At 68.2% G+C, this 25,505-nt stretch carries 23 protein-coding genes; 15 read left to right on the top strand and 8 right to left on the bottom strand.

All coding sequences use genetic code 11. From position 1 onward, the window contains the following. Window positions 1-29: 29 nt before the first annotated feature. Window positions 30-326, bottom strand: a complete 297-nt coding sequence (locus AC5P5S_RS11765) for a hypothetical protein (protein ID WP_005413768.1) — start codon at window positions 324-326, stop codon at window positions 30-32. A 170-nt stretch (window positions 327-496) separates the two neighbouring features. Between AC5P5S_RS11765 and AC5P5S_RS11760 the strand changes: the two genes are divergently transcribed. Further along, window positions 497-1,153: a decarboxylase gene (locus tag AC5P5S_RS11760; protein WP_043035211.1), complete on the top strand. Its 657-nt coding sequence runs from the start codon at window positions 497-499 to the stop codon at window positions 1,151-1,153. Between the two features lie 68 nt (window positions 1,154-1,221). Further along, on the top strand, window positions 1,222-1,995 hold the full coding sequence (locus tag AC5P5S_RS11755) for a CDP-diacylglycerol diphosphatase (protein ID WP_005410028.1): 774 nt from the start codon (window positions 1,222-1,224) through the stop codon (window positions 1,993-1,995). On the opposite strand, the gene AC5P5S_RS11750 is transcribed toward AC5P5S_RS11755, so the two are convergent. Further along, a complete protein-coding gene (locus AC5P5S_RS11750) occupies window positions 1,992-2,591 on the bottom strand; it encodes a GNAT family N-acetyltransferase (RefSeq protein WP_033833900.1) in 600 nt (199 codons plus the stop codon). The two genes, AC5P5S_RS11755 and AC5P5S_RS11750, sit on opposite strands and share 4 nt — an antisense overlap. Before the next feature lie 216 nt (window positions 2,592-2,807). Here AC5P5S_RS11750 and AC5P5S_RS11745 point away from each other — a divergent pair, with 216 nt between their 5' ends. Next, complete coding sequence (locus tag AC5P5S_RS11745) at window positions 2,808-5,534, top strand: TonB-dependent receptor plug domain-containing protein (protein WP_062606256.1); 2,727 nt, start codon at window positions 2,808-2,810, stop codon at window positions 5,532-5,534. A gap of 341 nt (window positions 5,535-5,875) precedes the next feature. Then, window positions 5,876-6,271 (top strand): hypothetical protein, encoded by a 396-nt coding sequence (locus AC5P5S_RS11740; protein WP_227860284.1) that lies wholly within the window; start codon window positions 5,876-5,878, stop codon window positions 6,269-6,271. Between the two features lie 29 nt (window positions 6,272-6,300). Here the strand turns inward: AC5P5S_RS11740 and AC5P5S_RS11735 are convergent, their stop codons facing one another. After that, window positions 6,301-6,942: a hypothetical protein gene (locus AC5P5S_RS11735; RefSeq protein ID WP_012480569.1), complete on the bottom strand. Its 642-nt coding sequence runs from the start codon at window positions 6,940-6,942 to the stop codon at window positions 6,301-6,303. A 182-nt stretch (window positions 6,943-7,124) separates the two neighbouring features. Here AC5P5S_RS11735 and AC5P5S_RS11730 point away from each other — a divergent pair, with 182 nt between their 5' ends. Further along, window positions 7,125-8,285, top strand: a complete 1,161-nt coding sequence (locus tag AC5P5S_RS11730; protein WP_043035214.1) for an amidohydrolase family protein — start codon at window positions 7,125-7,127, stop codon at window positions 8,283-8,285. A gap of 77 nt (window positions 8,286-8,362) precedes the next feature. On the opposite strand, the gene AC5P5S_RS11725 is transcribed toward AC5P5S_RS11730, so the two are convergent. Next, window positions 8,363-8,800, bottom strand: coding sequence for a DUF3806 domain-containing protein (locus AC5P5S_RS11725; protein ID WP_495276319.1), 438 nt, complete (start codon window positions 8,798-8,800; stop codon window positions 8,363-8,365). A gap of 132 nt (window positions 8,801-8,932) precedes the next feature. Then, window positions 8,933-9,814 (bottom strand): LysR substrate-binding domain-containing protein, encoded by an 882-nt coding sequence (locus tag AC5P5S_RS11720; protein ID WP_033833894.1) that lies wholly within the window; start codon window positions 9,812-9,814, stop codon window positions 8,933-8,935. Window positions 9,815-9,936: 122 nt separating this feature from the next. Between AC5P5S_RS11720 and AC5P5S_RS11715 the strand changes: the two genes are divergently transcribed. Both AC5P5S_RS11715 and AC5P5S_RS11710 read left to right on the top strand, forming a co-directional pair. Further along, entirely contained in the window at window positions 9,937-10,638 is a 702-nt protein-coding gene (locus AC5P5S_RS11715) for an ankyrin repeat domain-containing protein (protein WP_012480565.1), read from the top strand. A 51-nt stretch (window positions 10,639-10,689) separates the two neighbouring features. Further along, on the top strand, window positions 10,690-12,147 hold the full coding sequence (locus tag AC5P5S_RS11710; RefSeq protein WP_062606262.1) for an amidohydrolase family protein: 1,458 nt from the start codon (window positions 10,690-10,692) through the stop codon (window positions 12,145-12,147). A gap of 93 nt (window positions 12,148-12,240) precedes the next feature. Here AC5P5S_RS11710 and AC5P5S_RS11705 read toward each other — a convergent pair whose 3' ends face one another. Beyond that, window positions 12,241-13,170: a LysR family transcriptional regulator gene (locus AC5P5S_RS11705; RefSeq protein ID WP_062606254.1), complete on the bottom strand. Its 930-nt coding sequence runs from the start codon at window positions 13,168-13,170 to the stop codon at window positions 12,241-12,243. 93 nt (window positions 13,171-13,263) lie between these two features. On the opposite strand from AC5P5S_RS11705, the gene AC5P5S_RS11700 reads away from it, so the two are divergent. Beyond that, window positions 13,264-14,457 carry an MFS transporter gene (locus AC5P5S_RS11700; RefSeq protein WP_062606252.1) on the top strand — a complete coding sequence of 398 codons (1,194 nt, stop codon included), beginning with the start codon at window positions 13,264-13,266 and terminating at the stop codon, window positions 14,455-14,457. Between the two features lie 42 nt (window positions 14,458-14,499). Here the strand turns inward: AC5P5S_RS11700 and AC5P5S_RS11695 are convergent, their stop codons facing one another. Continuing rightward, complete coding sequence (locus AC5P5S_RS11695; RefSeq protein WP_043035219.1) at window positions 14,500-15,153, bottom strand: response regulator; 654 nt, start codon at window positions 15,151-15,153, stop codon at window positions 14,500-14,502. Continuing rightward, window positions 15,146-18,175, bottom strand: coding sequence for a sensor histidine kinase (locus AC5P5S_RS11690; protein WP_062606250.1), 3,030 nt, complete (start codon window positions 18,173-18,175; stop codon window positions 15,146-15,148). The genes AC5P5S_RS11695 and AC5P5S_RS11690 overlap by 8 nt, the downstream gene beginning before the upstream one ends. Before the next feature lie 96 nt (window positions 18,176-18,271). On the opposite strand from AC5P5S_RS11690, the gene AC5P5S_RS11685 reads away from it, so the two are divergent. From AC5P5S_RS11685 to AC5P5S_RS11655, 7 genes are all read left to right on the top strand, one after another. Continuing rightward, window positions 18,272-18,604 (top strand): hypothetical protein, encoded by a 333-nt coding sequence (locus AC5P5S_RS11685; protein WP_005413754.1) that lies wholly within the window; start codon window positions 18,272-18,274, stop codon window positions 18,602-18,604. A gap of 50 nt (window positions 18,605-18,654) precedes the next feature. Next, on the top strand, window positions 18,655-19,098 hold the full coding sequence (locus AC5P5S_RS11680) for a helix-turn-helix transcriptional regulator (protein WP_012480559.1): 444 nt from the start codon (window positions 18,655-18,657) through the stop codon (window positions 19,096-19,098). Beyond that, window positions 19,095-19,751: a hydrolase gene (locus tag AC5P5S_RS11675; protein ID WP_012480558.1), complete on the top strand. Its 657-nt coding sequence runs from the start codon at window positions 19,095-19,097 to the stop codon at window positions 19,749-19,751. Before AC5P5S_RS11680 ends, AC5P5S_RS11675 begins: the two co-directional genes overlap by 4 nt. A 2-nt stretch (window positions 19,752-19,753) precedes the next feature. Beyond that, window positions 19,754-20,179: a DoxX family protein gene (locus AC5P5S_RS11670; RefSeq protein ID WP_005413752.1), complete on the top strand. Its 426-nt coding sequence runs from the start codon at window positions 19,754-19,756 to the stop codon at window positions 20,177-20,179. Between the two features lie 119 nt (window positions 20,180-20,298). Then, a complete protein-coding gene (locus AC5P5S_RS11665; RefSeq protein WP_171968963.1) occupies window positions 20,299-22,146 on the top strand; it encodes an amidohydrolase in 1,848 nt (615 codons plus the stop codon). Beyond that, window positions 22,125-23,408 (top strand): alginate export family protein, encoded by a 1,284-nt coding sequence (locus tag AC5P5S_RS11660; RefSeq protein ID WP_043035223.1) that lies wholly within the window; start codon window positions 22,125-22,127, stop codon window positions 23,406-23,408. Before AC5P5S_RS11665 ends, AC5P5S_RS11660 begins: the two co-directional genes overlap by 22 nt. Beyond that, entirely contained in the window at window positions 23,402-25,048 is a 1,647-nt protein-coding gene (locus AC5P5S_RS11655) for an MFS transporter (protein WP_062606248.1), read from the top strand. Before AC5P5S_RS11660 ends, AC5P5S_RS11655 begins: the two co-directional genes overlap by 7 nt. The last annotated feature ends 457 nt before the right edge of the window (window positions 25,049-25,505 follow it).

The following is a 25,505-nucleotide window of genomic DNA, read 5'->3' as shown; positions in this document are numbered from 1 at the left end:
GCTCGACCCTACAAAAGCGGTGGCGGCGCTTACTCGCAGCGCGTGGACGTGATGATGTTGTCCTTGTCCACGAACACGCGCAGGCGGTCCTGGCGGATGTCCTTGGTGGTGATGGTGCTGGGGCCGATCGGGTTGACCAGGCCGGCGCCACTCTCGCGGGACAGGCGGCGGATGTTGGGCTCATTGGCCGGCTGGCCGATCGCCCAGCCCAGCTGGCTGGCGTCGCAGCGGCCGCTGCCTTTGACTTCCGGGCCAGGCGTACTGACACAGGCCGACAGCAGCAGGGCAGAGGCCGGCAGCAACAGGGACAGACGGAATGCAGACATGCGAGCGCTCCTGCGCAGGGAAGATGGCGGGAACGATAGCACCGAGCGTGCGAAAGGCGTCAGCGTCCCGGTCATTGCCGGCACAGCGTGGTCATTGCATAGTGGGAGGAATGGCTGGCAGTACGCCAGCGGGCAGGCCGGGCCTTTCCGGCGCAGATGTTGGATACGGTATGACGGCAGGCAGTTTCCGCGGCAAAGACAAGACGATGACGGCGCTGGTGTTGTCGTTGCTGGGCGTGGCGTTTGCCGCCTCCGCTGCCGATCCGGAACCCGCGCCGGTCGAAACCCCGGTATTCGGTGCCTGGCGCAACCTGCAGACCGAAGCGGGCTACGAGCCTGCGCAGCGCAACCTGGCGTTTGCCATGCTGCCGCAGGCGGCGACCCGAGGCGATCGTTTCGCCATCCTCGACCGTGAAGGCAAGCGGACGGTGTGCTGCCTGCAGGTGGCCAGTCCCTCGCTGGGCGTGGCTGCGCTGCGCGAGCAGTACCACCTGCCGCAGGCCTGGGTGACCGACCTGAGCAATGGCCGCAGCCCCGCACGCCCCTATGTGCCGCACGTCTATGCGATGCAGCGGGTGGACGAGCTGGTCGACTACAGCTTCGCCGATGTGCCTGGCGCCTACAGTGACCTGGGCGGGCTGCTGATTCCGGAAGGTGCAGCGCTGGAGGCCGACGGCAGCGCCGTGCGCCTGGGGGACACCCGCTACCCGCTGCATTTCCAGCGCCAGCCGCACGCCGATGACGATGGGGCGCTGGACCGCTACAGCCTGCAGGCCGGCGAGGGTGCCGCCCCGATCGTGGTTGAAGTGCCGTTCGGCACCTACTGATTGCAGCTTCGCACTGGCTAGAATGCAGCGCGGCGCTGTCTGCCGTGCCTGCTCCGTGAGTCGTTGCCGTGTCCCTGCGCCCCTTCCTGCTGTCGTCCCTGCTGCTGTTGTCCGCCTGTGCCAGTGCGCCGCCGCCGGCCCATTCCGATGCATTGTGGCGATTGATCGAACGTGACTGCCGGGGCGCCGAAGGTCCACGCGGCGACTGCCTGCGCGTGGAGACGGCCGCAGACCGCCGCGATGTGCTGGTCAAGGATGCGCACGGCGACTACCAGTTCCTGCTGATGCCGCTGGACAAGGTGAGCGGTATCGAGAGCCGCAGCCTGTACCAGCGTGGTGCACCGAACTACTTCGCTGCCGCCTGGCAGGCGCGCAGCCACACCGAACAGGCCTTGCGGCAACCACTGCCGCGCAACGTCGCCAGCCTGGCGTTGAACTCGCCGCACGGCCGCTCGCAGCACCAGCTGCATATCCACGTGGATTGCCTGCGTGCCGACGTGCTGCAGGCGCTGGACACGCATGCTGCCGCCCTCGGCAGCCGCTGGGCACCGCTGCCGGTCCTGCTGCGCGGCCATCAATACCAGGCACGCCTGCTGGCGGGCGCGGAACTGACCGCCAATCCGCTCAATCTGCTGGCTTACGACCTCGCAGGCGTGGACGATGTTGGTCAGTGGAGCCTGGTCGTGGCCGGCCGGGACGCCGTGCAGGGCGGCCCGGGTTTCATCCTGCTGGCGACCCGGGTGGACGCCGGCACCGGCAACGAGGCCAGCGCCGAAGAACTGCAGGACCACGCCTGCTCGGTGCTGACCGGCGCAGGCGACGCGTTGGAGCGGGTCCGCTAACCCGGTGGCTGCTGGCGGCTGCGCCAGACCGGTGCAGTCAGCGCCAGCAGCTGGCGGTCCTGCCAGCCATCCAGATCCAGATGATGGTCGCGCAACAGGCCTTCGTGCTCGAAGCCGAAGGCGTGCAGCGCAGTGGCGAACGGGTCACTGCAGTCCGGTGGCAGCATCACGAACAGGCGGTGCACGCCCACATCCTCGAACAGGAACGGGCACAGCGCGCGCAGCGCTGCATCCACGTGCGGGTGCCAGTGCTGCAGCGACAGCAGCTCGGCGCAGCGCGTATGCAGGGACTGCAGGCGGACATGCAGCTGGTCCAGGACAGTGCCGTGCTCGTCATCGAACACACCCAGCAGCAGCTGGTCGTTGTCCTGCTCCAGCCGCGAGCGATGCATGTGGGCAAGGAAGCGGGCTTCTTCGTCGATACCGGCCGGATGGCGGCGCCCGCGTCGGCGGCGGTCGTCGAACAGGCGCCAGGCCGGCAGATCGGCCCGCTGGAACGGGCGCAGGGTGACCGGTGCCACCTGCAGCTGCAGCAGATGGCGGCGCGACACAGGGCGCAGCGGGGGGAGGAGGGATGTGGGGTACGGGGTCATCATCCCCGGAACGATGGCAATGCCCGCTTCGCCAGACCATTCAAAAGATTGCAAAAACGCGACGACCACCGGGCGGAGCCTGATTCGGTTCAGGCATAAGTCCATCAGGGCTGGTCATTTCCGTTGAAACCATCCATTCAGGACACTTTCGTTACGGGATCGTTATGCGCCGCGCAGGCCTCCGGTCCCATACCACCCGTCAACTCCCCCAGGAAGCCCATGTCCGCCTCCCACAAGGCGCTGCGCCCGCGTCCGCTGGTGCTCGCGCTGTCGTCCCTGATGCTGGTCTCGTCGCCGGCCTTCGCGCAGGAAAGCGCACCCACCTCATTGCAGGAAGTGAAGGTCACCGGCTCGCGCATTCCGCGCGCCAGTGTCGAAGGGCCGTCGCCGGTGACCGTGATCAGCCGCGAGCAGATCGACGCGCAGGGCTACCGCAACGCGTTCGACGCGCTGAGCGCCCTGACCGAAAACACCGGCAACGTGCAGGGTGAGGACTTCGGCAACACCTTCACTCCGGCGGCCAACACCATCAACCTGCGCGGGCTGGGCCCGAACCGCACGCTGGTGCTGGTCAACGGACGCCGCCAGGCCGACTACCCGCTGGCCTACGAGGGCTCGGTGAACGTGGTCAACCTGGCCAACATTCCCAGTGCGCTGATTGAGCGCATCGAGGTCTTGGCGGCCGGTGCGTCGGCGGTGTATGGCTCCGACGCCATCGCCGGCGTGGTCAACATCATCCTCAAGGACCGCTTTGAGGGTGTGGACGTGAACGTGCGGGCCGGCGGCACCCAGCAGGGCGGTGGCGACAACCAGCGCGCGCAGGTGGTTGGTGGCAGTTCCGGCGAGCGCTGGGATGCGCTGTTCGGCTTCGAGTTCGATGTGCGCAAGGCGATCCATGCGCGCCAGCGCGATTTCATGGACTCGCTGGATGATGACCCGGCTGGCAAGGCGCCGCAGGCGACCGCGATCGCGTATCGCCGCAACGCTGCCACCGGTCGCAACATCGATCCGGGCGTCAATGGCTGCGACGCGGCGTCGGACATCTATGGCGGCAGCGTGTTCCGCGCCTTCAACCCGCGCCAGGGCTGGTATTGCGGCAGCAACGAGGCCGCCGCCAGCTACTGGACGGTGCAGACCGAGAAGCGCAATCTCAACGGCTACGGCCTGCTGACCTTCCACGTCAACGAGACCACCGACCTGTTCGCCGATCTGGCCGTGGGCAGCGCACGCATCACCAACAACACCCGTGCGCCCACCTGGACCTCGGCCCGCAATTACTTCTACAACCAGACCACCGGCAACCTGGAAAGCTGGTACCGCCGCTTTGCACCCGAGGAAATCGGTGGCCTGCCGCGCAATGCCAACCGTTTCCTGGAAAATTCCTGGTCGTTCAACGTCGGCGCGCGCGGCCAGATCGGTGACAGTGGCTGGGATTATGAAGCGGTCTACAGCCGCTCACGCTACGAGAACCGCACCCGTCGCCCGGTGCTGCTGGCCGGCATCAATGAATACCTGCTTGGCCCGAAGCTGGGCGTGCGAAATGGCGTAGAGGTCTATGCGCCGGACCCGGCGCGCCTGTTCCAGCCGCTGAGCCCGAATGAGTACCAGGACCTGTCCGGCTACCAGGAGAGCCGCAACGCGGCGTGGCTGCAGACCTTCAGCGCCAGCGTCAACGGCCGGCTGTTCGCACTGCCCGGTGGCGACGCTGCGCTGGCCGCGGTGGTCGAGGCTGGCAGCCAAGGCTATCGCAATCGACCGGACCCGCGACTGGGCACCGGTGAATTCTGGAACACCAGCGCCGGTATTGGTGCCGGTGGCGAGCGCGACCGCTATGCTGCCGGCGTGGAGCTGCAGCTGCCGTTGCTGCAGTCGCTCACCACCACCCTGGCCGGGCGCTATGACCAGTACCGAGCCGGTGGTGAGCATATCGGCAAGGCGACCTGGAGCTTCGGCGTCGAGTTCCGCCCGATCGAGAGCCTGCTGATCCGTGGTACCGCTGCCACCAGCTTCCGGGCGCCGGACATGAACTACGTGTTCGCGACAGAGACGCGTGGTTACAACCCGGGCATGACCGACTACTGGCGCTGCCGCACCGCAGGCCAGTCGTATGACAACTGCGACTACAACGGCCTGTCGATCGATTACAGCAACCGTGCCAACCCGCAGCTGCAGCCGGAGTCGGCCAAGTCGTATGGCTTCGGCGTGGTCTGGTCGCCGCTGGCTGGCCTGGATTTCAGTGCCGATTACTACGACATCCGCATCGACAACGAGGTGACCAGCCTCGATACCAGCCGCATCCTGCGCGACGAGGCCGATTGCCGGTTGGGCAAGACGCTGGGCGGCGAGGCGCGTGACATCGGCTCACCGCTGTGCCAGGACGCGCTGTCGCGTGTGATCCGCAACCCGTCCAATGCAACCGTGCAGCCGGACCAGGTGACCCGTGTGCTGATCAACCCGATCAACGCCGCCTCTGAATCGGTTCGCGGCCTGGACCTGAAGGGCAACTGGCGTTTCGATGCCGGTCGCTATGGCCGCTTCACCACGCGCCTGGCCTACACCGTGGTGCTGGAGCACAAATACCGGCAGTTCTCCGATGATCCGGAGCGTGACATCCGCAATTCGCTGGATGACTACCAGTGGCGCAGCAAGGCCAACGGCAGCATCACCTGGAACCAGGGTGACTGGACCACCACGCTGTACGGCAACCGCTTCGGCTCGCTGCCGAAGACCGATGGCAGTGGCCGCATCGCGCCGTACATGACCTACAACGCCAGCGTGTTCCGCCAATTCGGCGAGAACCTGTCGGTGGGCGTGATCGTCAACAACCTGCGTGACAGCCGCCCGCCGGCGGACAAGAACGGTGGCGGCTGGCCGTTCTATCCGGTCGGCAACTACGATCCGTATGGCCGCCAGTACTGGGTGCAGCTGGACTACCGGTTCCGCTGATCCGGCAGGCGAACGAAAGGCCCGGCATTGCCGGGCTTTTCTTTGTGCAGTGCATCCGTGTTGCCGGCGCGCACATGGCATGCTGGGGCGATACACGGAGGAGGATGCGCATGGATGTCAGGGGGTGGAGTGTGATTGCCGTGCTGGCCATTGCAGGTTGCAGTGGCAGGCAGGCGGCCAGCGTGGAGGATGCCGCGGAGGTGGCCAATGCCGCGCCTGCGCCGTCCCTTTCCAACCCCGCGACCGATGCTGTATCAGCGCGCGTGCCAACGGCATCGAGTACCACGACGGCTGCCCCTGGGCTCGCGCAACCGGAGGGTCACTTCCTCGAGGGCGAGCGCATGCTGCTGAACGAGGGTGCGGTGTCCGCACAGAAGAGCGAGGCGGTGCTGGGTTCCGACAAGGCCTTCGCGCAGGCGATCAGCCAGTTCGAGCGCGATGCAGCCGGTCACCTGGAAGTGCAGGACCTGACCCGGCTCTACAGGGCGGCCGCGACCCGGCTCATCGGCAACGACGGCACGCTGGTGTCTTTTGCCTGCGGCTACAGCCTGTGCGTTGGCGAGATCCGCAGCCGTACCGATGAGGATTTCAGTGCCTGGTCCGAGGCGATCGGCATGGACAAGGTGGCCCCGGTCTACAGCCTGGCCACGGCGCCGATGACATGGGGCAGGGACCAGCATGGCGGGCGCTTCGTGTTCTCGGTGGATCCGGCCGCCAACGGCATCACGGGCCCGTAGCGCCGGCGGATGACCGGCGCCACGGCGCGTTACGGAAGCGCCTGTTGCAGGTACGACTCGATGACGTAGCTGAAAGGCTGCTGCTGGCGGTCGCGCAGCAGGGCGCGCACTTCAAGGATCACGCCGCGGTCGCCTTCGCCCCGCGGCGGCCAGAACGTCTGGTCGGCCAAGGTCTGGCGCTGGAAACCGAGCGGGCCGACCACGCGACCGAACGGTTCGTCGGTGCTGTCCAGCACCTGGTTCATGGCCGGGCTGAGATGGCCGGGCAGGTACCAGTTGTCGGCCTCGGACAGCACGCGGCTGCCGCAGACCAGCTGCACGCGGCGATAGCGCAGCTCGGCACCTGGCTTCACACCCAGCGCCTGCAGCACGTCGGCGGGGGCAGGCTTGTCCTGGCCGTGTACGCGCACTGCACGCACCCGCGCCTGTTCGGCCAGGCCGTGCTCGGCGCACCAGTGTTCCAGCGTGGCAGTGGCGCTCTGCCCGGACAGCACGCGCTGGTGCAGGCGCTCGACCAGTGCAGCCGGGGCAATGCGCTGCTGACCCGGCGGCGACTGCAGCGGCGCAGCGGCCGCCGCATCAGTGGCGGACAGGCTGGCGATCGGGGCGGCGGCAAGCAGGGACGCGGCCTGCCAGCGGCGGAGACGATCGTGGCGGTCGGACGGGCCCATGCGGCATCACAGCGGAAACAGGCGCCCATGTTACCCGTTCAGGGGTGTGCACGGCGTGGCTGCGACCGGTTGTCGCAGGGCAGTCATCGTTCTGGTGAATGCGTGCCATCCAGATATTTCGTTGGCCGATGGCTGCGGCGAGGCGCACGATGGCGCCATTCTTGGCATTCCGGGAGTTCCCGATGACCCTCCAGTTCGTCCATGGCGGTGTCGACCGCGACGGTGCGCCACTGCATTTCCATATCCGTGATGGCCGCATCAGCGGGCTCAATGGCGAGGCGGCGCCGGCCGACGCGGCGGAATGCGTCGACCTGCAGGGCTTCGCGGTGCTGCCCGGGCTGGTCGACGGCCACATTCACCTCGACAAGAGCTTCGTCGGCGACCGTTGGCACCCGCACCAGCCGGTGAACAGCCTGCGTGAGCGGCTGGCGGTGGAGAAGGCGGCGGTGGCGGGTGCGGCACCGATGGTGGACCGTGCCGAGGCGCTGATCCGCCAATGCAGTGCTTTCGGTACGGTGGCGATGCGCTGCCATGTCGATATCGACGGCAGCACCGGTCTCGGCCATCTCGAAGCGGTGCGCGAGGCGGCACTGCGCTGCGCCGACATCATGCGGATCCAGCTGGTGGCGTTTCCGCAGGCCGGGGTGATGTCCTGTCCCGGCACCGCCGCCGTACTGGAGCAGGCGCTTGCCGCGGGCGTGGAGGTGCTCGGCGGCATCGACCCGACCACGCTCGATGGTGATGCCGAAGGCCAGCTGGCGCTGCTGTTCGGCCTGGCCGAGCGTTACGGCGTGCAGCTGGACATCCATCTGCACGAGCCCGGCGAAACCGGCCTGGCCCAGCTGCTGCGCATCGCGGCGCGGACGCGGGCCGCCGGCCTGCAGGGGCGGGTTGCGGTCAGCCATGCCTATTCGCTGGGCGACGTGCCGCTGGCGCGCGCGCTGCAGGTGGGCGAAGCACTGGCCACGGCGGGTGTGGCGATCATGAGCAACGCGCCGGGCGATCATCCTTTCCCGCCGCTGCGCGCGCTGCATGATGCCGGTGTGCGCGTGTTCGCAGGCAACGACAACATCCGCGACTGCTGGTGGCCGTACGGTAACGGCGACCTGCTGCAGCGGGCGATGTTGCTGGGCTACCGGTCCGGCTTCTACACCGATGCCGACCTGATGCTGGCGCTGGACATGGTCACCACCCACGCCGCGCAGGCGATCGGCCTGCCGCAGCATGGTATTGCCGAAGGCCGGCCGGCGACGTTCGTGGCCGTGCGTGCCGACCACGGCCCGGCCGCTGTGGCCGGGGTGCCGGTGGAGCGCCGCGTGGTGGTCGACGGCCGCTGGCTGTAGATCCACGTCATGGCGTGGATGCGCCATCGCGTGGTCTCATTCATCCACGCATGGCGTGGATCTACCCCGATGTACCGTCAGGCGTAATCGTCGGCGCGGGTGGCGACGAATTCCTCAAGCCACGCAAGCAGGTGGGCGATGTCGATGATCTCGCCCTGTTCGACGCGCTTGAGCAGCAGTGTGCTGGCGCCGATCTGCAGGCTGCTGTCGGCATAACGCAGCACCGCGTCGATGCCCCATGCATCGGTGACCTGCATCCAGGCCAGGCCCGGCACGCGCTGGGCCAGGGTGTCACCGAATGCCACGCCCAGCGCTTCCCAGCCATCGCAGTCGGCACGGTCGATCAGCTTGGCATCGATCACGCGCTGCAGTGTGCTGGCCGCCAGCGGCCACTGCACCGGCAACGTCGGGAAGCCGGCCGCCACGCGCGCGGCGATCGGCGAGCGCTGGTGCTGCAGATGCGTCTGCAGGGCAGCGGGCAGGGGATCGAAGCGGGTGGGGATTTCGTCGGACATGGCAGGGCGCCGTGGGGCACGGAAACAACAGGCACTCTACGAGGCGATTGTTGCCCGCTATACGGCCGGAGTGACCATGTTTCGATGCGTGATGCGCGAAAGGCATCCACGCATGGCGTGGATCTACCGTGGTCAGTCCGGTTCGCGCTGCACCTGCCGCCACAGCTCGCTGGCCAGTGCGCGCACGGCATCATCGGCGTCCGCGCGATGCAGCAGGCCGATCTCGTAGTTGTCGATCACCGGCAGCTCGCGCTCTCCATCGATGATGCGGTGCTCGCGGCTGACCGCGCGGCGCGGCAGCAGGCTGATGCCGATGCCATCGGCCACCGCGCCCTGGATGCCGCTCAGCGACGAGCTGGTGAAGGCGATGCGCCAGCGCAGGCCCAGCGCTTCCACGGCATGGATCATCTCGTCGCGGTACAGCCCGCGCGGGGGGAAGGTGACCAGCGGCAGCGGGTCCTGCTGCAGGCAGCTGCTGCGCAGGCTGTCGATCCAGTGCATCGGCTCGCGCCGGCAATGCACCGCCTGGCGGCTGTTGCGGCGTTGCTTGACCAGCACCAGGTCCAGCTCGCCGTGGTCGAAGCCCTGCGCCAGATCGCGGCTGAGGCCGCTGCTGATCTCCAGCTTCACCTGCGGGTGTCGACGGCTGAAGGCGGCCAGCATGCGCGTGGTCTGTGCGTTGACGAAGTCCTCGGGAACACCGATGCGGACCGCGGTCTCCACCGTTGCACCGGCCAGCGCCTGCGCCATTTCCTCGTTCAGGTCGAGCATGCGCCGCGCGTAGCCGAGCAGGGTGTGGCCGGCATCAGTGGGGTGCACGTCGCGATGGCCGCGTTCAAGCAGGCGATGCCCGGCCAGTTCCTCCAGCCGGCGCACCTTCTGGCTGACCGTGGACTGGGTCGAATGCAGGCGCGTGGCCGCCGTGGTGAAGCTGCCGCAGTCGGCCACCATCACCAGCGCCCGCAGCAGGTCCAGTTCGAACAGGGTTCTATTCGATTTGGCACTGTCTTGCATTTGAACATTTCACTTCTGGATACCCAGGCCGACTTCTACCATGCAGGGCAGGGGCCGGCAATGCCCGGCTGTTGCTACCGTCGCACGGCGTTCCGTGGCGACGGACATGAGGAGACACTGTCATGCGCGTCCATCATTCCGCTGGCTGGCCTGCGCCGTTCACGCGCGTGCTGCTGTTGTGCCTGCTGGCCATGGTCACCCCCGCCTGCACCGCCACGTCCAGGGCCGACGCAGACGCGCGCCTGCGGGATGCTGCCAGCCGCGGCGACGCCGATGCGGTGCGACAGGCGATCGAGGATGGCGCCACGCTGGAGGCGCGCGATGGCCAGGGCCGCACCGCGCTGCTGCTGGCCACGCATGGCAACAACGTGGATGCCGCGCGTGAGCTGATCGAGGCCGGGGCAGACGTCAACGCCAAGGACGCGTTGCAGGACAGCGCCTACCTGTACGCCGGTGCGCGCGGCCTGGACGAGATCCTGGCGATGACCCTGGCGCATGGCGCCGATCTGCGCAGCACCAACCGCTATGGCGGCACCGCGCTGATTCCGGCCGCCGAGCGCGGTCACGTCGCCACCGTGCGCACGCTGCTGCGGGCCGGTGTGGCGGTGGACCATGTCAACCGGCTGCACTGGACCGCGCTGCTGGAAGCGATCCTGCTCGGCGATGGTGGTGCGCGCCACGTGCAGATCGTGCAGCTGCTGCTGGAGGCCGGTGCCGACCCGGAGCTTGCCGACGGCGACGGCGTGACGCCGCTGGCGCACGCGCGCCAGCGCGGCTATACCGGAATTGAGACCCTGCTGCGCCAGCACGGCGCGGTGCGTTGAATGCAAACCCCTTCCACCCGCACGCTGGGCGTGCCCATCAGGATGCTGTCCATGTTCCGTTCCCGTCCGTTGTCCCTTGCCATCCTCCTTGCGGTAGCACCGCTGTCGGCGTCTGCCGCCGAGCGCGCCGACCTGCTGATCCGCAATGCCACCGTGGTCGATGTCGAGCACGCCAGCACCCTGGCCGGGCAGAGCGTGGTGATCCGTGGCGAGGACATCGTCGCCGTCGGCCCGGACGCGCAGTTGCGCAGCCGATGGAATGCGGCCCGCCAGATCGATGCCAAGGGCAAGTACCTGATTCCGGGCCTGTGGGACATGCATGTGCACTTCGGTGGTGGTCCGGCGCTGATCGAAGAGAACAAGGCGCTGCTGCCGTTGTACATCGCGCACGGCATCACCACCGTGCGTGACTGCTCCGGCGACCTGCCCGAGCAGGTGCTGCAGTGGCGCGGCGAGATCGCCAAGGGCACGCTGTTCGGCCCGCGCCTGCTCAGCTCCGGTGCGAAGATCGAAGGCATCAAGCCGGTCTGGAAGGGCACGATCGAAGTGGGCAGCGAGGCCGACGCCGACAAGGCGATCGCCCGCCTGCAGCATGACAAGGTCGATTTCGTGAAGATCACCGACAGCACGCTGAAGCCGGAACTGTTCCTGTACTCGGCCAGCGCTGCGCGAAAGGCCGGCTTCAAAGCCTCGGGGCATATTCCGATGGCACTGACCGTGGAGCAGGCGGTCGATGCCGGCCTGGCTTCGATCGAGCATCTGGACTACGCATTCAAGGCCGGCAGCAAGGATGAAGCGCAGATCGCCGCCGACTTCGGCGCAGGCCGCATCGACCGCGCCGAAGCCAACCGGCGCCTCGACGCCAGCTTCGACCCTGACACTGCGATGCATGCCTACCGTGATTTCGCAAAGCGCGGCGTATTCGTGACCCCGACCCTCAATGGTGGCCGCATCCTCGACTTCCTTGACCAGGATGACCACGCCAACGATCCGTACCTGGCCTACATCGGCCCTGGCCTGCGCGCGACCTACCAGTGGCGCGTGGACCGCGCAGCCAAGGCCACGCCGGCGCAGATTGAAGCGCGCCACGCGCAGTACCACCAGGTGGCCGCGGTGCTGCCGCTGCTGCAGGAGGCGGGCGTGACGATCATCGCCGGTACCGATGCGGGCTTCCTCAATTCGTTCAACTTCCCGGGCATCGCGTTGCACCAGGAACTGCAGCTGTTCGTCAAGGAAGGCCTGACCGCACCGCAGGCGCTGTCGGCCGCAACCCGTTCCGGTCCGGCCTGGTTCGGCCAGATGGACCGCTACGGTGGTGTCGCACAGGGCAAGGCCGCCGATCTGGTGCTGCTGACCGCCAACCCGCTGCAGGACATCGCCGCCACCGAGAAGATCGACAGCGTGATCCTGCGTGGCAGCGTGTATGACCGCGCTGCGCTGGACAGGATGTTGGCTGATACCAAGGCCAGGGTGGCGGCGTGGAATGCCGAGGCGGCGAAGACGCAGTGACCGACAGGGTCAGAGCCCTTCCCGGTGGGAAGGGATCCGACCCTATGGGGTTGGACGGAATCCACGCCATGCGTGGATGACGCGGCCGCTGGCCTAACGCGGTGCCGGCCGCATTCCATGAAGTTGCGGCAGTGCGGCCTTCATCGCATCGATGAAGGCGCGCAGCCGCGGCGGCTGCTGGCGCGCAGCAGGAAACACGACATGCACCGGCAGTGCCGGCGCCTGCCAGTCCGGCAGCAGCTGTACCAGCCGCCCCTGTGCGAGATCGTCGGCTACCAGCCAGGCCGAGACCACCGCTGCGCCCAGCCCAGCGCGTGCGGCCTGCTGCACCACGAACAGGTTGTCGCTGAGCAGGCGTGGGCTGATCGACAGCGTATGCGCGCGGCCCTGTGCGTCATGCAGCAGCAGGCGTTCGCGGTAGTAGGTGACCAGTGAGATCCACGGCAGTGCCTGCGCTTGTTCTGGTGTGCTGATCGCGGTGGCCTGCACCAGCGACGGCGCTGCCACGACGATGCGCGGCACTTCGGCGAGCGGCAGTGCGACCATGCGCGGTTCGTCGACCGGACCCACCCGCACCGCGCAGTCGATGCCTTCGGCGATGAAATCCGGGCGACGATCTTCAAGGATCCACTCCAGGCTCAGCTGTGGGTGCTGGGCGAGGAACGCGAGCATGGTCGGCAGCAGCTGCGCCTGGCCGAAGGCGTGCGGCACCATTACCCGCAGGCGTCCGCGCAGCGTTTCCGGTTCGCCGTGCAGTTCGGCCTGCAGCGACTCCCATTCGTCGACCACGCGTTGCGCATGGCGCTGGCAGCGCAGGCCATCTTCGGTCAGCTGCAGGCCGTGGGTGGAGCGCTGCAGCAGGCGCAGGCCGAGCTGTCGCTCCAGGGCCTGCAGGCGTCGGCTGACTGTCGGCTGGGTGGTGCCCAGCTGCACGGCCGCAGCAGACAGGCTGCCCGCGTCGACGATGCGCAGGAAGGTGCGCAGCAGATCCAGGCGATCGGCGCCGGTGGTGAGGTCATTCATGCGTATGGCGTATGAAGAATATGTAATGAAGCCTACTACAGACGTGTGGCGAATAGCGGCAGGATACGCCCACTTCCTCCACCGGGCTCCCCCATGTCTACCCCTTCGCTATCCGTCGCCGCCGCGCCCGCGACCGCACCCTCCACCCCGCTGGTGCTGGCAATGGCGGCCGGCGCCGGCTTCTCGGTCGCCTCCCTCTACTACAGCCAGCCGATGCTGGGCCTGATCGCCCAGGACCTCGGCGCAGGCGAGCGCGCCGCCGGCCTGGTACCGACCCTGACCCAGCTCGGCTATGCACTGGGCATCCTGCTGCTGGCACCGCTGGGCGACCGCTTCGACCGCCGCACCTTGATCCTGTTGAAGTCCGCGTTGCTGGCACTGGCACTTGGCGCCGCAGCGATGGCCGGGCACCTGCCGGGGCTGCTGATGGCCAGCCTGCTGGTCGGGCTGATGGCCACGCTGGCGCAGGACATCGTGCCTGCCGCTGCGGTGCTGGCGCCGGATGCACAGCGCGGTCAGATCGTCGGCCGGGTGATGACCGGCCTGCTGCTCGGCATCCTGCTGTCGCGCGTGGTCAGTGGCGTGGTGGCTGAAGCATGGGGTTGGCGCACGCAGTTCGTACTGGCTGCGGTAACGGTGGCGGCGATGGGCGCGGTGATGGCGCGCGCGCTGCCGCGTTTCGCACCGACCAGCACGCTGCGCTATCCGGCGTTGCTGGGTTCGTTGCTGGCGTTGTGGCGCGAGCAGCCGCAGCTGCGCCGTGCGGTGGCCAGCCAGTCGTTGCTGGCAGTGGGCTTCAGCGCGTTCTGGTCGACGCTGGCGCTGATGCTGCATGCCCGCCTGGGCCTGGGCAGTGCGGCGGCGGGTGCGTTCGGTATCGCCGGCGCGGCCGGCGCATTGGCTGCGCCGTTTGCAGGACGTTTCGCCGATCGCCTGGGTTGCCATGCGGTGGCGCGGCTGGCGATCGCAGTGGCGCTGCTGGGTTTCGGGCTGCTGCTGGCCGAAGCCTGGTTGCCGGCCGCCGCGCTGCTGCCGCTGCTGGTGGTGAGTGCGCTGCTGTTCGACTTCGGTTTCCAGTCAGCGCTGGTGGCGCACCAGACGCTGGTCTATGGCCTGGTGCCGCCGGCCCGCAGCCGCCTCAATGCGCTGCTGTTCACGGGCATGTTCATCGGCATGGCCGCCGGTGGTGCGCTGGGCAGCCTGGCGCTGGCGCAGTGGGGGTGGCACGGCGTGGCCTGGCTGGCAGTGGTGTGTGCGGGCGGCAGCCTGCTCCTGCGCTTGAAGTAAGGGGGGCGTTCGGCAGGGCTTGCAGCCCTGCCGAACAACCCCCTAATCGTGACCGCTGTCGTCCAGGCTGATGATGCCGCGCCGCAGCGCCTGGGTCACCGCGTGCGTGCGATCGCCCACGCCCAGCTTGTCCATCAGGCTCTTCATGTGCGCCTTCACCGTCTGCTCTGAAATCTGCATGCGCTCGCCGATGCGCTTGTTCGACAGGCCACCGGCCACGTGCCGCAGCACTTCGGTCTCGCGCGGCGACAACCGGTCTTCCACCACATGCGCGGCGATGCTCGCCGCCACCGCTGGTGGAATCGGCGCGCGCCGGCCGCCCGCAACCATGCGGATCGTGTCGACCAGCTCGTGGCGCAGCATGTCCTTCAGCAGGTAGGCGCTGGCGCCGGCCTGCAACGCCCGCACCGCACGTACGTCACCGCGGTAGGTGGTCAGCACGATGATGCGCGCGCGCGGGTCCGTCGCGCGGATCCGCACGATGGCTTCCACACCATCCAGGCGGGGCATCTGCAGGTCCATCAGCACCACGTCCGGCTGCAGCTGCTGGTAGCGTGCGATGGCTTCCTCGCCGTCGGCGGCTTCACCGAGCAGGCGCAGATCGGGTTGTGCGCCCAGCAGGGCGGCCAGGCCGTCACGCAGCAGCGGGTGGTCGTCGACCACCAGTACGCCGATCGGGGCAGGGGTTTCAGTCATGGCTCGTTCTACTCCAGGGCCAGCGCCAACGTGATGGGCGGCGGTGATACAGGCGCCGGGCGGGAACTGCCAGCGCGACTTCGGTCCCCAGCCCGGGGCGGGTCCACAGCTGCAGTTCCGCGCCAAGGCGCTGCGCGCGCTCGCGCATGCCCTGCAGGCCCCAATGGCCATGGCCGGCATTTTCGTCGGCGATGCCCACGCCATCATCGCGCACGTGTAGAAGGAAGCACCGCGTGCCGTAGGACAGCTCCACTTCGATGGCGCTGGCATTGGCATGGCGCAGCGCATTGCGGATCGCCTCGCGTCCGATCAGGAACACTTCCTCGGCGGCATCAGCCTGCAGCGGTGGGTGGGGGCCTTCCACGGTCAGGCGCAGCGGATTGGTGCCGTGCCCGGCATACTCGGCGTGCACATCGGCCAGTGCCGAAGCGAGGTCGCGACCCGCGAACGGCCCCTCGCGCAGCGCATTGACCCGCTCGCGGCCCTCGGCCAGGTTGCGCTCGGCCAGCTGCATCGCCGACTCCAGCTGGCTGCGCACCGGCTCGGGGGTCTGGGGTGACTGGCTGATCGCATGCAGGCGCAGGATAAGGCCCTGGCTGCCCTGCAGCAGGGTGTCGTGCAGGTCGCGCGCGATGCGTTCGCGTTCGCCATTGCGTTCCTGCAGGCGCGCACGGAACAGCGCGGCCAGCTGCCCGCTGCGGATGCGTACTGCCAGCACCAGTAGTGCGAGCACGGCGGCGGTGCACAGCAGTTTGAACCACACGGTCTGGATGAAGGTAGGCGCGATGCGGAAGCTGCGGCTGGCCGGTGCGGTGCTCCAGATGCCGTCCTCATTGGCGGCTTCCACCTCGAACCGGTAGTTGCCTGGCGCGAGGTTGGTGTAATACGCGCGGGTGCTGCTGCCCGCGTCCTGCCAGCTATCGTCAACGCCGGACAGGCGATAGCGATAGCGGTTGCGTTCCGGGCGTGCCAGCGACAGCGCCACGTAGTCGATCTGCAGCTGGCTGGTGCCGGCCGGCAGGCGCAGGCCGTCCCGCAGTGGTTGCCGTTCGCTGCCATGCAGCACGTCGCCGATGCGCACGCTGGGAGCCATCGCATTGACGTGCGACCGGGTGGTGTCCAGCCAGGCCAGGCCCTGGTTGGTGGCCAGCCATAGCAGGCCGTCGTCGGCCAGCACGGCGGTGGGGATCGGTCCGCTCTGCAGGGCGATGCCCGGCATGCCATCCACCGCATCGAACAGGCGTGGCGTCACCGGCTGCCCGGTACGCAGCGCCCGCCGCAACTGATCGCTCCCCAACCGGACCAGGCCACGACTGCCATTGAGCCACAGGTGACCGTGCGCATCGGCAACCATGCCGGTGATGCCCTCCAGCACGCCGGCCATGTCGGTGCTGACCGGCATGAAGCGGCCATTGCCGAGGCGGGCGGCCAGCCCGGCCTCACCGGCCACCAGCAACAGGTCCTGGTGGTGCAGCAGCGCGGTGACCGGCCCGACCAACAGCCCGTGGTTGGCATCGAAGGTTTCGATGCGGGTCGCGCCCATGCTGCGCAGCCGGCCGTCGGCATAGCCGAGCAGCAGCTGGCCATTGGCATCCAGCGCCAGTGATGAGCAGGCCTGTTCGGGCAGGCGCGTTTCGCGCTGCCACTGGCCGTGCAGATAGTGCAGCACGCCACGTTCACCGGTGCAGACCCAGGCCTGGTCGTCATCGGCGAACAGCAGGGCATGCAGCGGTTGCCCGGTGAAGGGCTCGGGCAGCGGAATCAGCGTGGTGTGGCCGGCCACCGTGCGTGCCAGGTTGACCCAGTCGAACTGCCAGATCGGCGTGGGTGCCCGGCGCGCGGCCGCCTGCAGTTGTGCGGCGCTGCCTTCCAGCAGTGGCCGGCGCAGGTCGTACGGCTTGAGGTCCTCGCCGTAGCCGTACACACGCCCATCGCTGGCCCGCACCAGCGAGCGATAGGGATCACTGGGGCCGACCGCCAGCGTGTGCACGCTGCGCACGCGGAAGCGGTTGAGGCCCAGATTGGTGCCGACCCAGAGATTGCCTTCGCGGTCGGCGATGATCGGCACGGCCGAGGTGGCGGTCAGCCCGTGCGGCGAATCGAAACGCTCCATGCGCACGGCGCGGCTGCCGTCGAACGTGACCCGGGCCACACCGCCATGCGGGCTCATCGTGGCCCATAACGCGCCGTCGGCAGTGAACTGCAGGCGCGCGGCGACCAGGTCCGGCAGGCGTCGCGCTTCGCGTTCGCTGTCCGGCAGCAGGCCCTGCGCATTGGCCAGCGGCGAGGTGCCGCGCACACGGTCGGCCAGCCAGACTTCGCCCTGCGGGCTCTCGGTCAGCGTCGCCATCTGGGATACAGCAATGCCGGTGTCCTCGAAACGCGGTTGGCCTGCAGGACGCATCCAGATCCTGAGGTTGGCCAGTACCCAGAAGGTGCCACGGCTGTCGTGCAGCACCCATTGCACGCGGTGTTCCGGAACGCCCGTGTCTGCGGGCAGCGGCTGCCAGCGCTGGCCATCGAACTCGCGCAGCCCTCCATTGATGGCTGCCCACATGCGGCCGTCGCGGTCCTGGCTGAAGTGCGGTACCACGCCAACCGGCACGCCCTGGCCGCGGCCGTAGTTGTACAGGTGGCCGCGCGCGAACTGGCTGATGCCTGCCTGGAAGTAGCCGATCCACAGTGCGCCATCGGCGCTGTGTTCCAACGTGACCATGTTGGTGGACGGGTAGCGGGTGCCAGCCGGTGGCGCCTGCCGTTCGAAGCGACGTCCGTCGAATCGGTACAGGCCCGAACCGGTAGCCAACCACAACAGGCCGTCACGGTCCTGGCTGATGTCCCAGATGTCACCGGGTGCACCCTGGCCGACCCGCCAGGCAGTGTGCTCGTAGCCGGGCAACCCGCTGCTCACGGCCGGCCGCTGCACGGCGAGGGCGGGCAGGGCGGTCCACAGCAGCAGGCACGCCAGCAGCGCCGGCAGGCGACGCAGGAACGGGAAGGGGCGGCCACGCATGGCGCGCATTCTCGCAGGTGCGGGGCAGCCGCGGGTGACCCGAACGGGGTAGGCGCCTGGTGCCGTGGTCGGCTATCACGCCGGCATGTCCTGTGGAGTCCGGCCATGCAGCGCCTGTTCGTGATGTTCCCCGACCGCGGGCCGGGCATCGGCCTGCTGTGGCTGCGGCTGTGCGTGGCCGCTGCATTGTGCACGCCGGGCACGCACGCGGGCTGGCTGTCGGCGCTATGCCTGCTGGCGGTGGCGATGCTTGCACTGGGCGTATTGACGCCGCTGGCGGTAGTGCCGGCAACACTGGGCCTGTATGCACAGGCACTGCCGTGGCCACTGGTGGTGTTGCCGCTGGCCTTGCTGGCGCTGGGCCCTGGCGCTTATTCACTGGATGCGCGGTTGTTCGGGCGCCGCCTGCTCGGCCGTCGGCCTCCCCCATTCGGGTAGGTGCTGGCCTCGACCGACGGGGGTAGGGCATCACGCAGGGGTCACGCACCATGGGGCATCCCTTCGCGGCGTCCCGCATGGCCACCATCCTTCCGCCTGATCCGCCCGCCGCTTCACTGGCGCCGCAGCAGGTCGCCGCATTGCAGCGTGCATTGCGCTATGTCGATGAACACCTGTCACAGCCGCTGCGGGTCACCGAACTGGCGGCCGTCGCCTGCGTCAGTCGCTTCCATCTGGTGCGCCTGTTCCGCAGCGGTACCGGCGCCAGCCCGCTGCGCTATGTACGCCGTCGCCGTATCGAACGTGCGCGCCAGCTGTTGTCGGCCCAGCACCTGCCGATGTCCTGCCTGGCGCAGCAGCTCGGCTTCTTCGACCAGAGCCATTTCGTCCGCAGCTTCCGCGCCGAGACCGGCTGCAGCCCCGGCCAGTACCTGGCCGGCGATGCAGCCCTGTTGCTTCCCCCTGATCGTGTTTCCAACGGAGTTCACCCATGAGCCTTGCCACCGCCACGCCCGCCCCGGCCCTGTTGTCGCCCACCGACCATGCCCTGGTGCTGATCGACTTCCAGTCACAGATGGCATTCGCTACCCATACCATCGACATCTCCGCGCTGCGCAACAACGTGTCGTTGATCAGCAAGGGGGCCAAGGGCTTCAATGTGCCGGTGGTGCTGACCACGGTTGCAGAAGCGTCGTTCTCCGGCCCGATGTTCCCGGAACTGCCGCAGATCTTCCCAGGCCAGCCGGTGTTCGACCGCACCTCGATGAATACCTGGGAAGACCGGGCGGTGATCGACGAGATCAACCGCATCGGCAAGCGCCGCCTGGTGCTTGCCGGCCTCTGGACCAGCGTCTGCATCGTCGGGCCGGCGCTGTCGGCGCTGGCGCAGGGTTTCGAGGTCTACGTGATCACCGATGCCTGCGGCGATGTCAGCGAAGAAGCGCACGAGCGTGCGATCACCCGCATGGTGCAGGCCGGCGCGGTGCCGATGACCAGCGTGCAGTACCTGCTCGAACTGCAGCGCGACTGGGCACGCGGTGAAACCTACGACCTGACCACCGGCATTGCCCGCGACCATGCCGGCGGCTACGGCATCGGCATCCAGTACGCCAAGCGCATGTTCGGCGCGCAGGAAGGCGGGCACTGAGCATGCTGGCTGGCCATGGCCTCGACCTGGCCCTGCTGATGCTGCGCTTGGCGGCAGGAGGCTTCCTGCTGCCGCACGCACTGGGCAAGCTGTTCGGCTGGTTCGGTGGACCGGGGCTGTCCGGCTTCGCTACCGAGCTGCGCAGCTTCGGGCTGCCAGCGGTGGCACCGTTGCCGCTGTTGCTGGCCCTGCTGCAGGTGCTGTCCGGGCTGGCCGTGCTGCTGGGATGGCAGACCCGCATCGCCGCGCTTGCAGCGGCCGCCTTCATCGGTTTCACCGTCCTGTTGGCCCTGCCCAGGGGCTGGTTCTGGATGCGCGGTGGCAGTGAGTACCCGTTGATGTGGACCACGGTACTGCTGGCCATCGCGTTGGCCGGGCCCGGCACCTGGGCACTGGACGTCCATCGCCTTCCGGGAGACCTCGCATGAGTCACGATCCCCTCGATCACGGCCGCCGCAACGTGCTGCTGGCCAGCGGCGCCGCTGTTGCGCTCGGTCTGGCCGGCCGTGCCGGTGCCGAACTCGATTCCACTTCCAAGGAGCGTCGCATGAGCACGCTGGTCATCCGCAATGCCCGCATCACCACCCTCGACCCGCAGCAGCCGCATGCGCAGGCGCTGGCCGTGCAGGAAGGACGCATTGTTGCCGTCGGCAGCGACGAGGAGATCATGCGTGGCTGGGGCAATGAAGCGACCTTGATCGACGCTCAGGGCCGGCGCCTGCTGCCCGGCCTCAACGACAGCCACACCCACCTGATCCGCGGTGGCCTGAACTACAACCTGGAACTGCGCTGGGACGGCCTGCGCTCGCTGGGCGACGCCCTGGACATGCTGAAGGCCCAGGTCGACCGCACGCCCGCGCCGCAGTGGGTACGCGTGGTCGGTGGCTTCACTGCCGCGCAGTTCAACGAGAAGCGCTTGCCGACCCTGCAGGAGCTCAACGACATCGCGCCGGATACACCGGTGTTCCTGCTGCACCTGTATGACCGCGCACTCCTCAACCGTGCCGCGCTGCGCGCCTGCGGCTACACCAAGGACACGCCGGATCCGCCGGGCGGGCAGATCGTGCGTGACTCGCTGGGCAACCCGACCGGGCTGCTGCTGGCCAAGCCGAATGCGTTGATCCTGTACGCGACGCTGGCCAAGGGACCGCGCCTGCCGATCGAGTACCAGGCGAACTCGACACGCCACTTCATGCGCGAACTGAACCGGCTTGGCATCACCTCGGTGATCGACGCCGGCGGTGGCTTCCAGAACTATCCCGAGGATTACCAGGTCATCGAGCAGCTGCACCGCGATGACCAGCTGACGGTGCGCATTGCCTACAACCTGTTCACCCAGAACAAGGGCAGGGAAGTGGATGACTTCCGTGGCTGGAGCGAGATCCTGCAGCCGCGCCAGGGCGATGACCTGCTGCGCCACAACGGTGCCGGCGAGATGCTGGTGTTCTCCGCCGCCGACTTCGAACTGTTCAACGAGCCCCGCCCGGAACTGCCGCCGGAGCTTGAGCCGGAACTGCACGACGTGGTGAAGCTGCTGGTCGAGAAGCGCTGGCCGTTCCGCATCCACGCCACCTACGACGAGAGCATCACCCGCATCCTGGATGTGTACGAACAGGTCAACCGCGAGGTGCCGTTCGATGGCCTGCACTGGTTCATCGACCACGCCGAGACCATCACCCCGCGCAACATCGAACGCATCCGTGCGCTGGGTGGCGGCATTGCCGTGCAGCACCGCATGGCCTACCAGGGCGAAGCCTTCGTCGAGCGCTATGGCGTGCAGGCCGCGCGGCACACGCCGCCGGTCAAGCGCATGCTGGCCGAAGGCGTGCCGGTCGGTGCCGGTACCGACGCCACCCGCGTGGCCAGTTACAACCCGTGGGTGGCGTTGTCCTGGCTGGTGACCGGGCGCACCGTGGGTGGGCTGGCCCTGTATGGCGAGGAAAACCTGCTTGAACGCGAGCAGGCCCTGCGCCTGTGGACCCAGGGCAGCGCCTGGTTCTCCGGCGACGAGGCGGTGAAGGGCACGCTGAAAGCTGGCCAATTGGCCGACTTCATCCTGCTCTCGGCCGATTTCTTCCGCGTCGACGACGCGCAAATTGCCGACATCACCAGCCTGCTGACCGTGGTCGGCGGCCGCATCGTGCACGCCGACGGCGACTACGCCGGCCTTGCGCCGCAGCTGCCGCCGGCGATGCCGGACTGGTCGCCGGTCAACCGGTTCGGTGGCTACCACGTCGGCGGTGCGGCCACCGGGTTGGCCACCACCCATCGCCGCCATCACGGCGTGGCCTGCAGTACCCACGGTGCGCACGGGCATGCCGCGCAGCACGCGGCGCCGACCAATGACCTGACCGCGTTCTGGGGCGCGATGGGATGCTCGTGCTTCGCGTTCTGAGCCTGGCGCTGCTGGCCGTGCCATCGCTGGCGCTGGCCTGCGAGGGTGGCCACTGCACAGACGCCGGTGACGGCCAATTGCAGTGGGATGCCTCACTGCGCGTGCGTGGCCTGTACTACGACCCGACCCGGTTCGGTATTGGTGGCAGCGAAGATGGCCATGGCCTGCTGCGTGCGCTGGCCTCGGCCACCTATGTGGAGGACAGCTGGCAGGCAAAGCTGCAGCTGGGCGTGCATGCTGAGAATGGCAGGGCTGGCGGACCCGGCCGCACCGACCGCAGCGCGTTGGACGTGCAGCAGGCGTATTGGCGCTGGCAGCGCGGCGGCTTCCACCTGCAACTCGGTCGGCAGGAAGCCGGCTACGGAAGCTCACGACTGTTGTCGGTGCGCGATGGGCCGAACATCCGCCTGGCCTTCGATGGTGCGCGCCTGGGCTGGAAGGGCCGCCTCGGCACGCTTGATCTGATGGCACTGCGACCGGTGGAGAACCGGCCGGGTGCCTTTGATGATCGCGGGGAGCACGGTGCCCACCTGTGGGGTGCCTATGCCACCACGGCACGCGGGCAGGGCGCGGCGCAGTGGGATCTGTATCTGCTGGACTACCGCCGCGAAGGCGCACGCTTCGCGGCGGGTTCCGGCATCGAGCGGCGGCAGACCTTGGGTGCGCGCTGGTTCGGCCAGGCCGGTGCACTGGACTGGAACAGCGAGCTGGTGGCGCAGGGCGGTGAACTGCGCACCGCGACCGGCAACCTCGACATTCGCGCCTGGACGCTGGCTACCGATACCGGTTGGCGCTGGAACGATGTGCCGCTGCAACCACGCCTGGGGCTGAAGGCCGACGTCGCCAGCGGCGATGGCAATCCGCGGGACGGCCGCCTGGGAACCTTCAATGCACTGTTCCCGAAATCGGCCTACTTCAGCGAGGCCAGCCTGCTGGCCCCGGCCAACCTGATGGACGTGCAGCCGACCCTGAGCCTGCGCCTGCACGACACGGTGACGACGGAGCTGGGCGTACAGATGGCCTGGAAGCATCGTCGCGCCGATGCGGTCTATACCACGCCGGCGCCGTTGGTGGCGTTGCCAGGCAGTGCCGGTGCTGCGCGCCGCATCGGTAATCAATACAAATCCGAAACCCGCTGGCAGGCCAGCGAACACTGGCAATGGCAGCTGCAGCTGGCCTGGGTCGATGCCGGTCCTGCGCTGAAGCAGGCCGGTGGCCAGGACACGCTGTTCGCCTCGATCGTTGGAGCATGGCAATGGTGAACGCAAGCGCGTCGCAACCCCCCGTACAGGCCGCAGGTGCCTGGTCCCCGCTGAAGATCCAGATGTTCCGCTCGATCTGGCTGGCGATCCTGGCCAGCAACATCGGCACCTGGGTCAATGACGTGGCGGCCGCCTGGGTCATGGCCGAACGTACCGGTTCGCCGTTGATGGTGGCGCTGGTGCAGTCGGCCACCACGGTGCCGATCGTGCTGCTGGCACTCGCCGCCGGAACGCTGGCCGACATCGTCGATCGCCGCAGGTACCTGTTGGCGACCCAGGGCTGGATGCTGCTGGTCGCGGCCGTGATGGCGGCGCTGACTGCGATGGACATGCTGACTCCGCAGCTGCTGGTACTGCTGACCTTCTGCATGGGTTGCGGTGCAGCGATGGCAATGCCGGCGCAGGCCGCGATCGTGTCCGAGCTGGTGCCGCAGCCGATGCTGGCCTCGGCGGTGGCGCTGAACTCGATCGGCATCAACATCGCCCGCTCGATCGGCCCGGCCATTGGTGGCGTGATCGTGGCGCAGCTGGGTGCGGTGTGGGCGTTCGGCTTCAATGCCATCACCTTTGCCGCGATGCTGTTCGTGGTGTGGGGCTGGAAGCGTGATCCCAAGCAATCCAGCCTGCCACCGGAAGGCTTTGGTGCAGGGCTGAAGGCGGGCCTGCGCTATGCCAGCCGCGCTGGACGCCTGCAGGCCGTGCTGATCAAGTCGGTGGGCTTCTTCTTCTTTGCTGCGGCGATGAATGCACTGCTGCCGGTGGTGGTACGCGGCCAGATGCAGGGTGGGGCGGGGCAGTACGGCATGCTGCTGGGCTGCATCGGTATCGGTGCCGTAGGTGGTGCCTTGCTGCTGCCGAAGCTGCGCGCGCAGCTGGATCGCGACCTGCTGGTGCTGCTGGCCACGCTGTCGCTGGCGCTCAGCCTGGTCGGGCTGGCGCTGACCCGCAGCTGGTACGTGCTTCCGGCTGTGATGCTGGTCAATGGCTTCGCCTGGATCACCGTGCTGTCGTCGCTGCAGATCGCCGCGCAGACGGCGGTGCCGGCATGGATACGCGCGCGTGCGCTGGCGCTGTACATCATGGTGTTCTCGGCCGGCATGGCGGCCGGTGGCCTGAGCTGGGGCGCGTTGGCACAGCGCACCTCGCCGGAGCTGGCGTTGCTGGTGGCTGCCGCAGGTGCGGTGATCGGCGGACTGCTGGTGTGGCGCGTGCGGATTGCTGGCACCGAGGATCTGAACCTGCGTCCGGCCGGGCACTGGCCCGCACCCGAGCTGTCGGTGCCGGTGTCGAACGATCGCGGCCCGGTGCTGGTCACCATCGAGTACCGCATCGACGGTGCTGAGCGTGCCGCGTTCCAGTCGCAGATGCGCGCGCTGGGTACGATCCGCCGCCGCGATGGCGCGGTGGTCTGGGGCGTGGTCGAGGACGTGGCCAGTCCAGGCATCCACCTGGAGTATTTCGTGACCCCGTCGTGGCTGGAGCACCTGCGCCAGCACGAACGCATCACCGCTGATGACAAGGCCATCCAGGAAGTGTTGCGGGAGCTGCATCGCGGTGAGCGTGCCCCCGTGGTGCGTCACTTCGTGGGTGGGCATGACCCGCTGCCTGCCGCCGTGCCGCATCACCACACCGACATCTGACCCGCCGGTGGTAGAGCCGGCCGCTGGCCGGCTGTGCGTGATCACGATGGGTGATCGGGGTTGCCGGCCAGCGGCCGGCACTACCGAAGCAGAGGCGGTTGACCCGCCGGTGGTAGAGCCGGCCGCTGGCCGGCTGCGCGTGATCACGATGTTGATCGGGTTGCCGGCCAGCGGCCGGCACTACCGAAGCAGAGGCGGTTGACCCGCCGGTGGTAGAGCCGGCCGCTGGCCGGCTGTGCGTGATCACGATGGGTGATCGGGTTGCCGGCCAGCGGCCGGCACTACCGAAGCAGAGGCGTTTGACCCGCCGGTGGTAGAGCCGGCCGCTGGCCGGCTGTGCGTGATCACGATGGTGATCGGGTTGCCGGCCAGCGGCCGGCACTACTGAAGCAGAGGCGTTTGACCCGCCAGTGGTAGAGCCGGCCGCTGGCCGGCTGCGCGTGATCACGATGGTGAT

The sequence above is a fragment of the Stenotrophomonas sp. YJH_SMC_54 genome, assembly GCF_059368435.1.
Note: the sequence above shows the minus strand (reverse complement) of the source record. Positions and strands in the feature narration are given on the sequence as shown.

Coding starts and splice junctions, on each gene's coding strand:
- AC5P5S_RS11765 (WP_005413768.1), bottom strand. CDS start 326: ATGTCTGCATTCCGTCTGTCCCTGTTGCTGCCGGCCTCTGCCCTGCTG.
- AC5P5S_RS11760 (WP_043035211.1), top strand. CDS start 497: ATGACGGCAGGCAGTTTCCGCGGCAAAGACAAGACGATGACGGCGCTG.
- AC5P5S_RS11750 (WP_033833900.1), bottom strand. CDS start 2,591: ATGATGACCCCGTACCCCACATCCCTCCTCCCCCCGCTGCGCCCTGTG.
- AC5P5S_RS11745 (WP_062606256.1), top strand. CDS start 2,808: ATGTCCGCCTCCCACAAGGCGCTGCGCCCGCGTCCGCTGGTGCTCGCG.
- AC5P5S_RS11740 (WP_227860284.1), top strand. CDS start 5,876: ATGCTGCTGAACGAGGGTGCGGTGTCCGCACAGAAGAGCGAGGCGGTG.
- AC5P5S_RS11735 (WP_012480569.1), bottom strand. CDS start 6,942: ATGGGCCCGTCCGACCGCCACGATCGTCTCCGCCGCTGGCAGGCCGCG.
- AC5P5S_RS11730 (WP_043035214.1), top strand. CDS start 7,125: ATGACCCTCCAGTTCGTCCATGGCGGTGTCGACCGCGACGGTGCGCCA.
- AC5P5S_RS11725 (WP_495276319.1), bottom strand. CDS start 8,800: ATGTCCGACGAAATCCCCACCCGCTTCGATCCCCTGCCCGCTGCCCTG.
- AC5P5S_RS11720 (WP_033833894.1), bottom strand. CDS start 9,814: ATGCAAGACAGTGCCAAATCGAATAGAACCCTGTTCGAACTGGACCTG.
- AC5P5S_RS11715 (WP_012480565.1), top strand. CDS start 9,937: ATGCGCGTCCATCATTCCGCTGGCTGGCCTGCGCCGTTCACGCGCGTG.
- AC5P5S_RS11710 (WP_062606262.1), top strand. CDS start 10,690: ATGTTCCGTTCCCGTCCGTTGTCCCTTGCCATCCTCCTTGCGGTAGCA.
- AC5P5S_RS11705 (WP_062606254.1), bottom strand. CDS start 13,170: ATGAATGACCTCACCACCGGCGCCGATCGCCTGGATCTGCTGCGCACC.
- AC5P5S_RS11700 (WP_062606252.1), top strand. CDS start 13,264: ATGTCTACCCCTTCGCTATCCGTCGCCGCCGCGCCCGCGACCGCACCC.
- AC5P5S_RS11695 (WP_043035219.1), bottom strand. CDS start 15,153: ATGACTGAAACCCCTGCCCCGATCGGCGTACTGGTGGTCGACGACCAC.
- AC5P5S_RS11690 (WP_062606250.1), bottom strand. CDS start 18,175: ATGCGCGCCATGCGTGGCCGCCCCTTCCCGTTCCTGCGTCGCCTGCCG.
- AC5P5S_RS11685 (WP_005413754.1), top strand. CDS start 18,272: ATGCAGCGCCTGTTCGTGATGTTCCCCGACCGCGGGCCGGGCATCGGC.
- AC5P5S_RS11680 (WP_012480559.1), top strand. CDS start 18,655: ATGGGGCATCCCTTCGCGGCGTCCCGCATGGCCACCATCCTTCCGCCT.
- AC5P5S_RS11675 (WP_012480558.1), top strand. CDS start 19,095: ATGAGCCTTGCCACCGCCACGCCCGCCCCGGCCCTGTTGTCGCCCACC.
- AC5P5S_RS11670 (WP_005413752.1), top strand. CDS start 19,754: ATGCTGGCTGGCCATGGCCTCGACCTGGCCCTGCTGATGCTGCGCTTG.
- AC5P5S_RS11665 (WP_171968963.1), top strand. CDS start 20,299: ATGAGCACGCTGGTCATCCGCAATGCCCGCATCACCACCCTCGACCCG.
- AC5P5S_RS11660 (WP_043035223.1), top strand. CDS start 22,125: ATGCTCGTGCTTCGCGTTCTGAGCCTGGCGCTGCTGGCCGTGCCATCG.
- AC5P5S_RS11655 (WP_062606248.1), top strand. CDS start 23,402: ATGGTGAACGCAAGCGCGTCGCAACCCCCCGTACAGGCCGCAGGTGCC.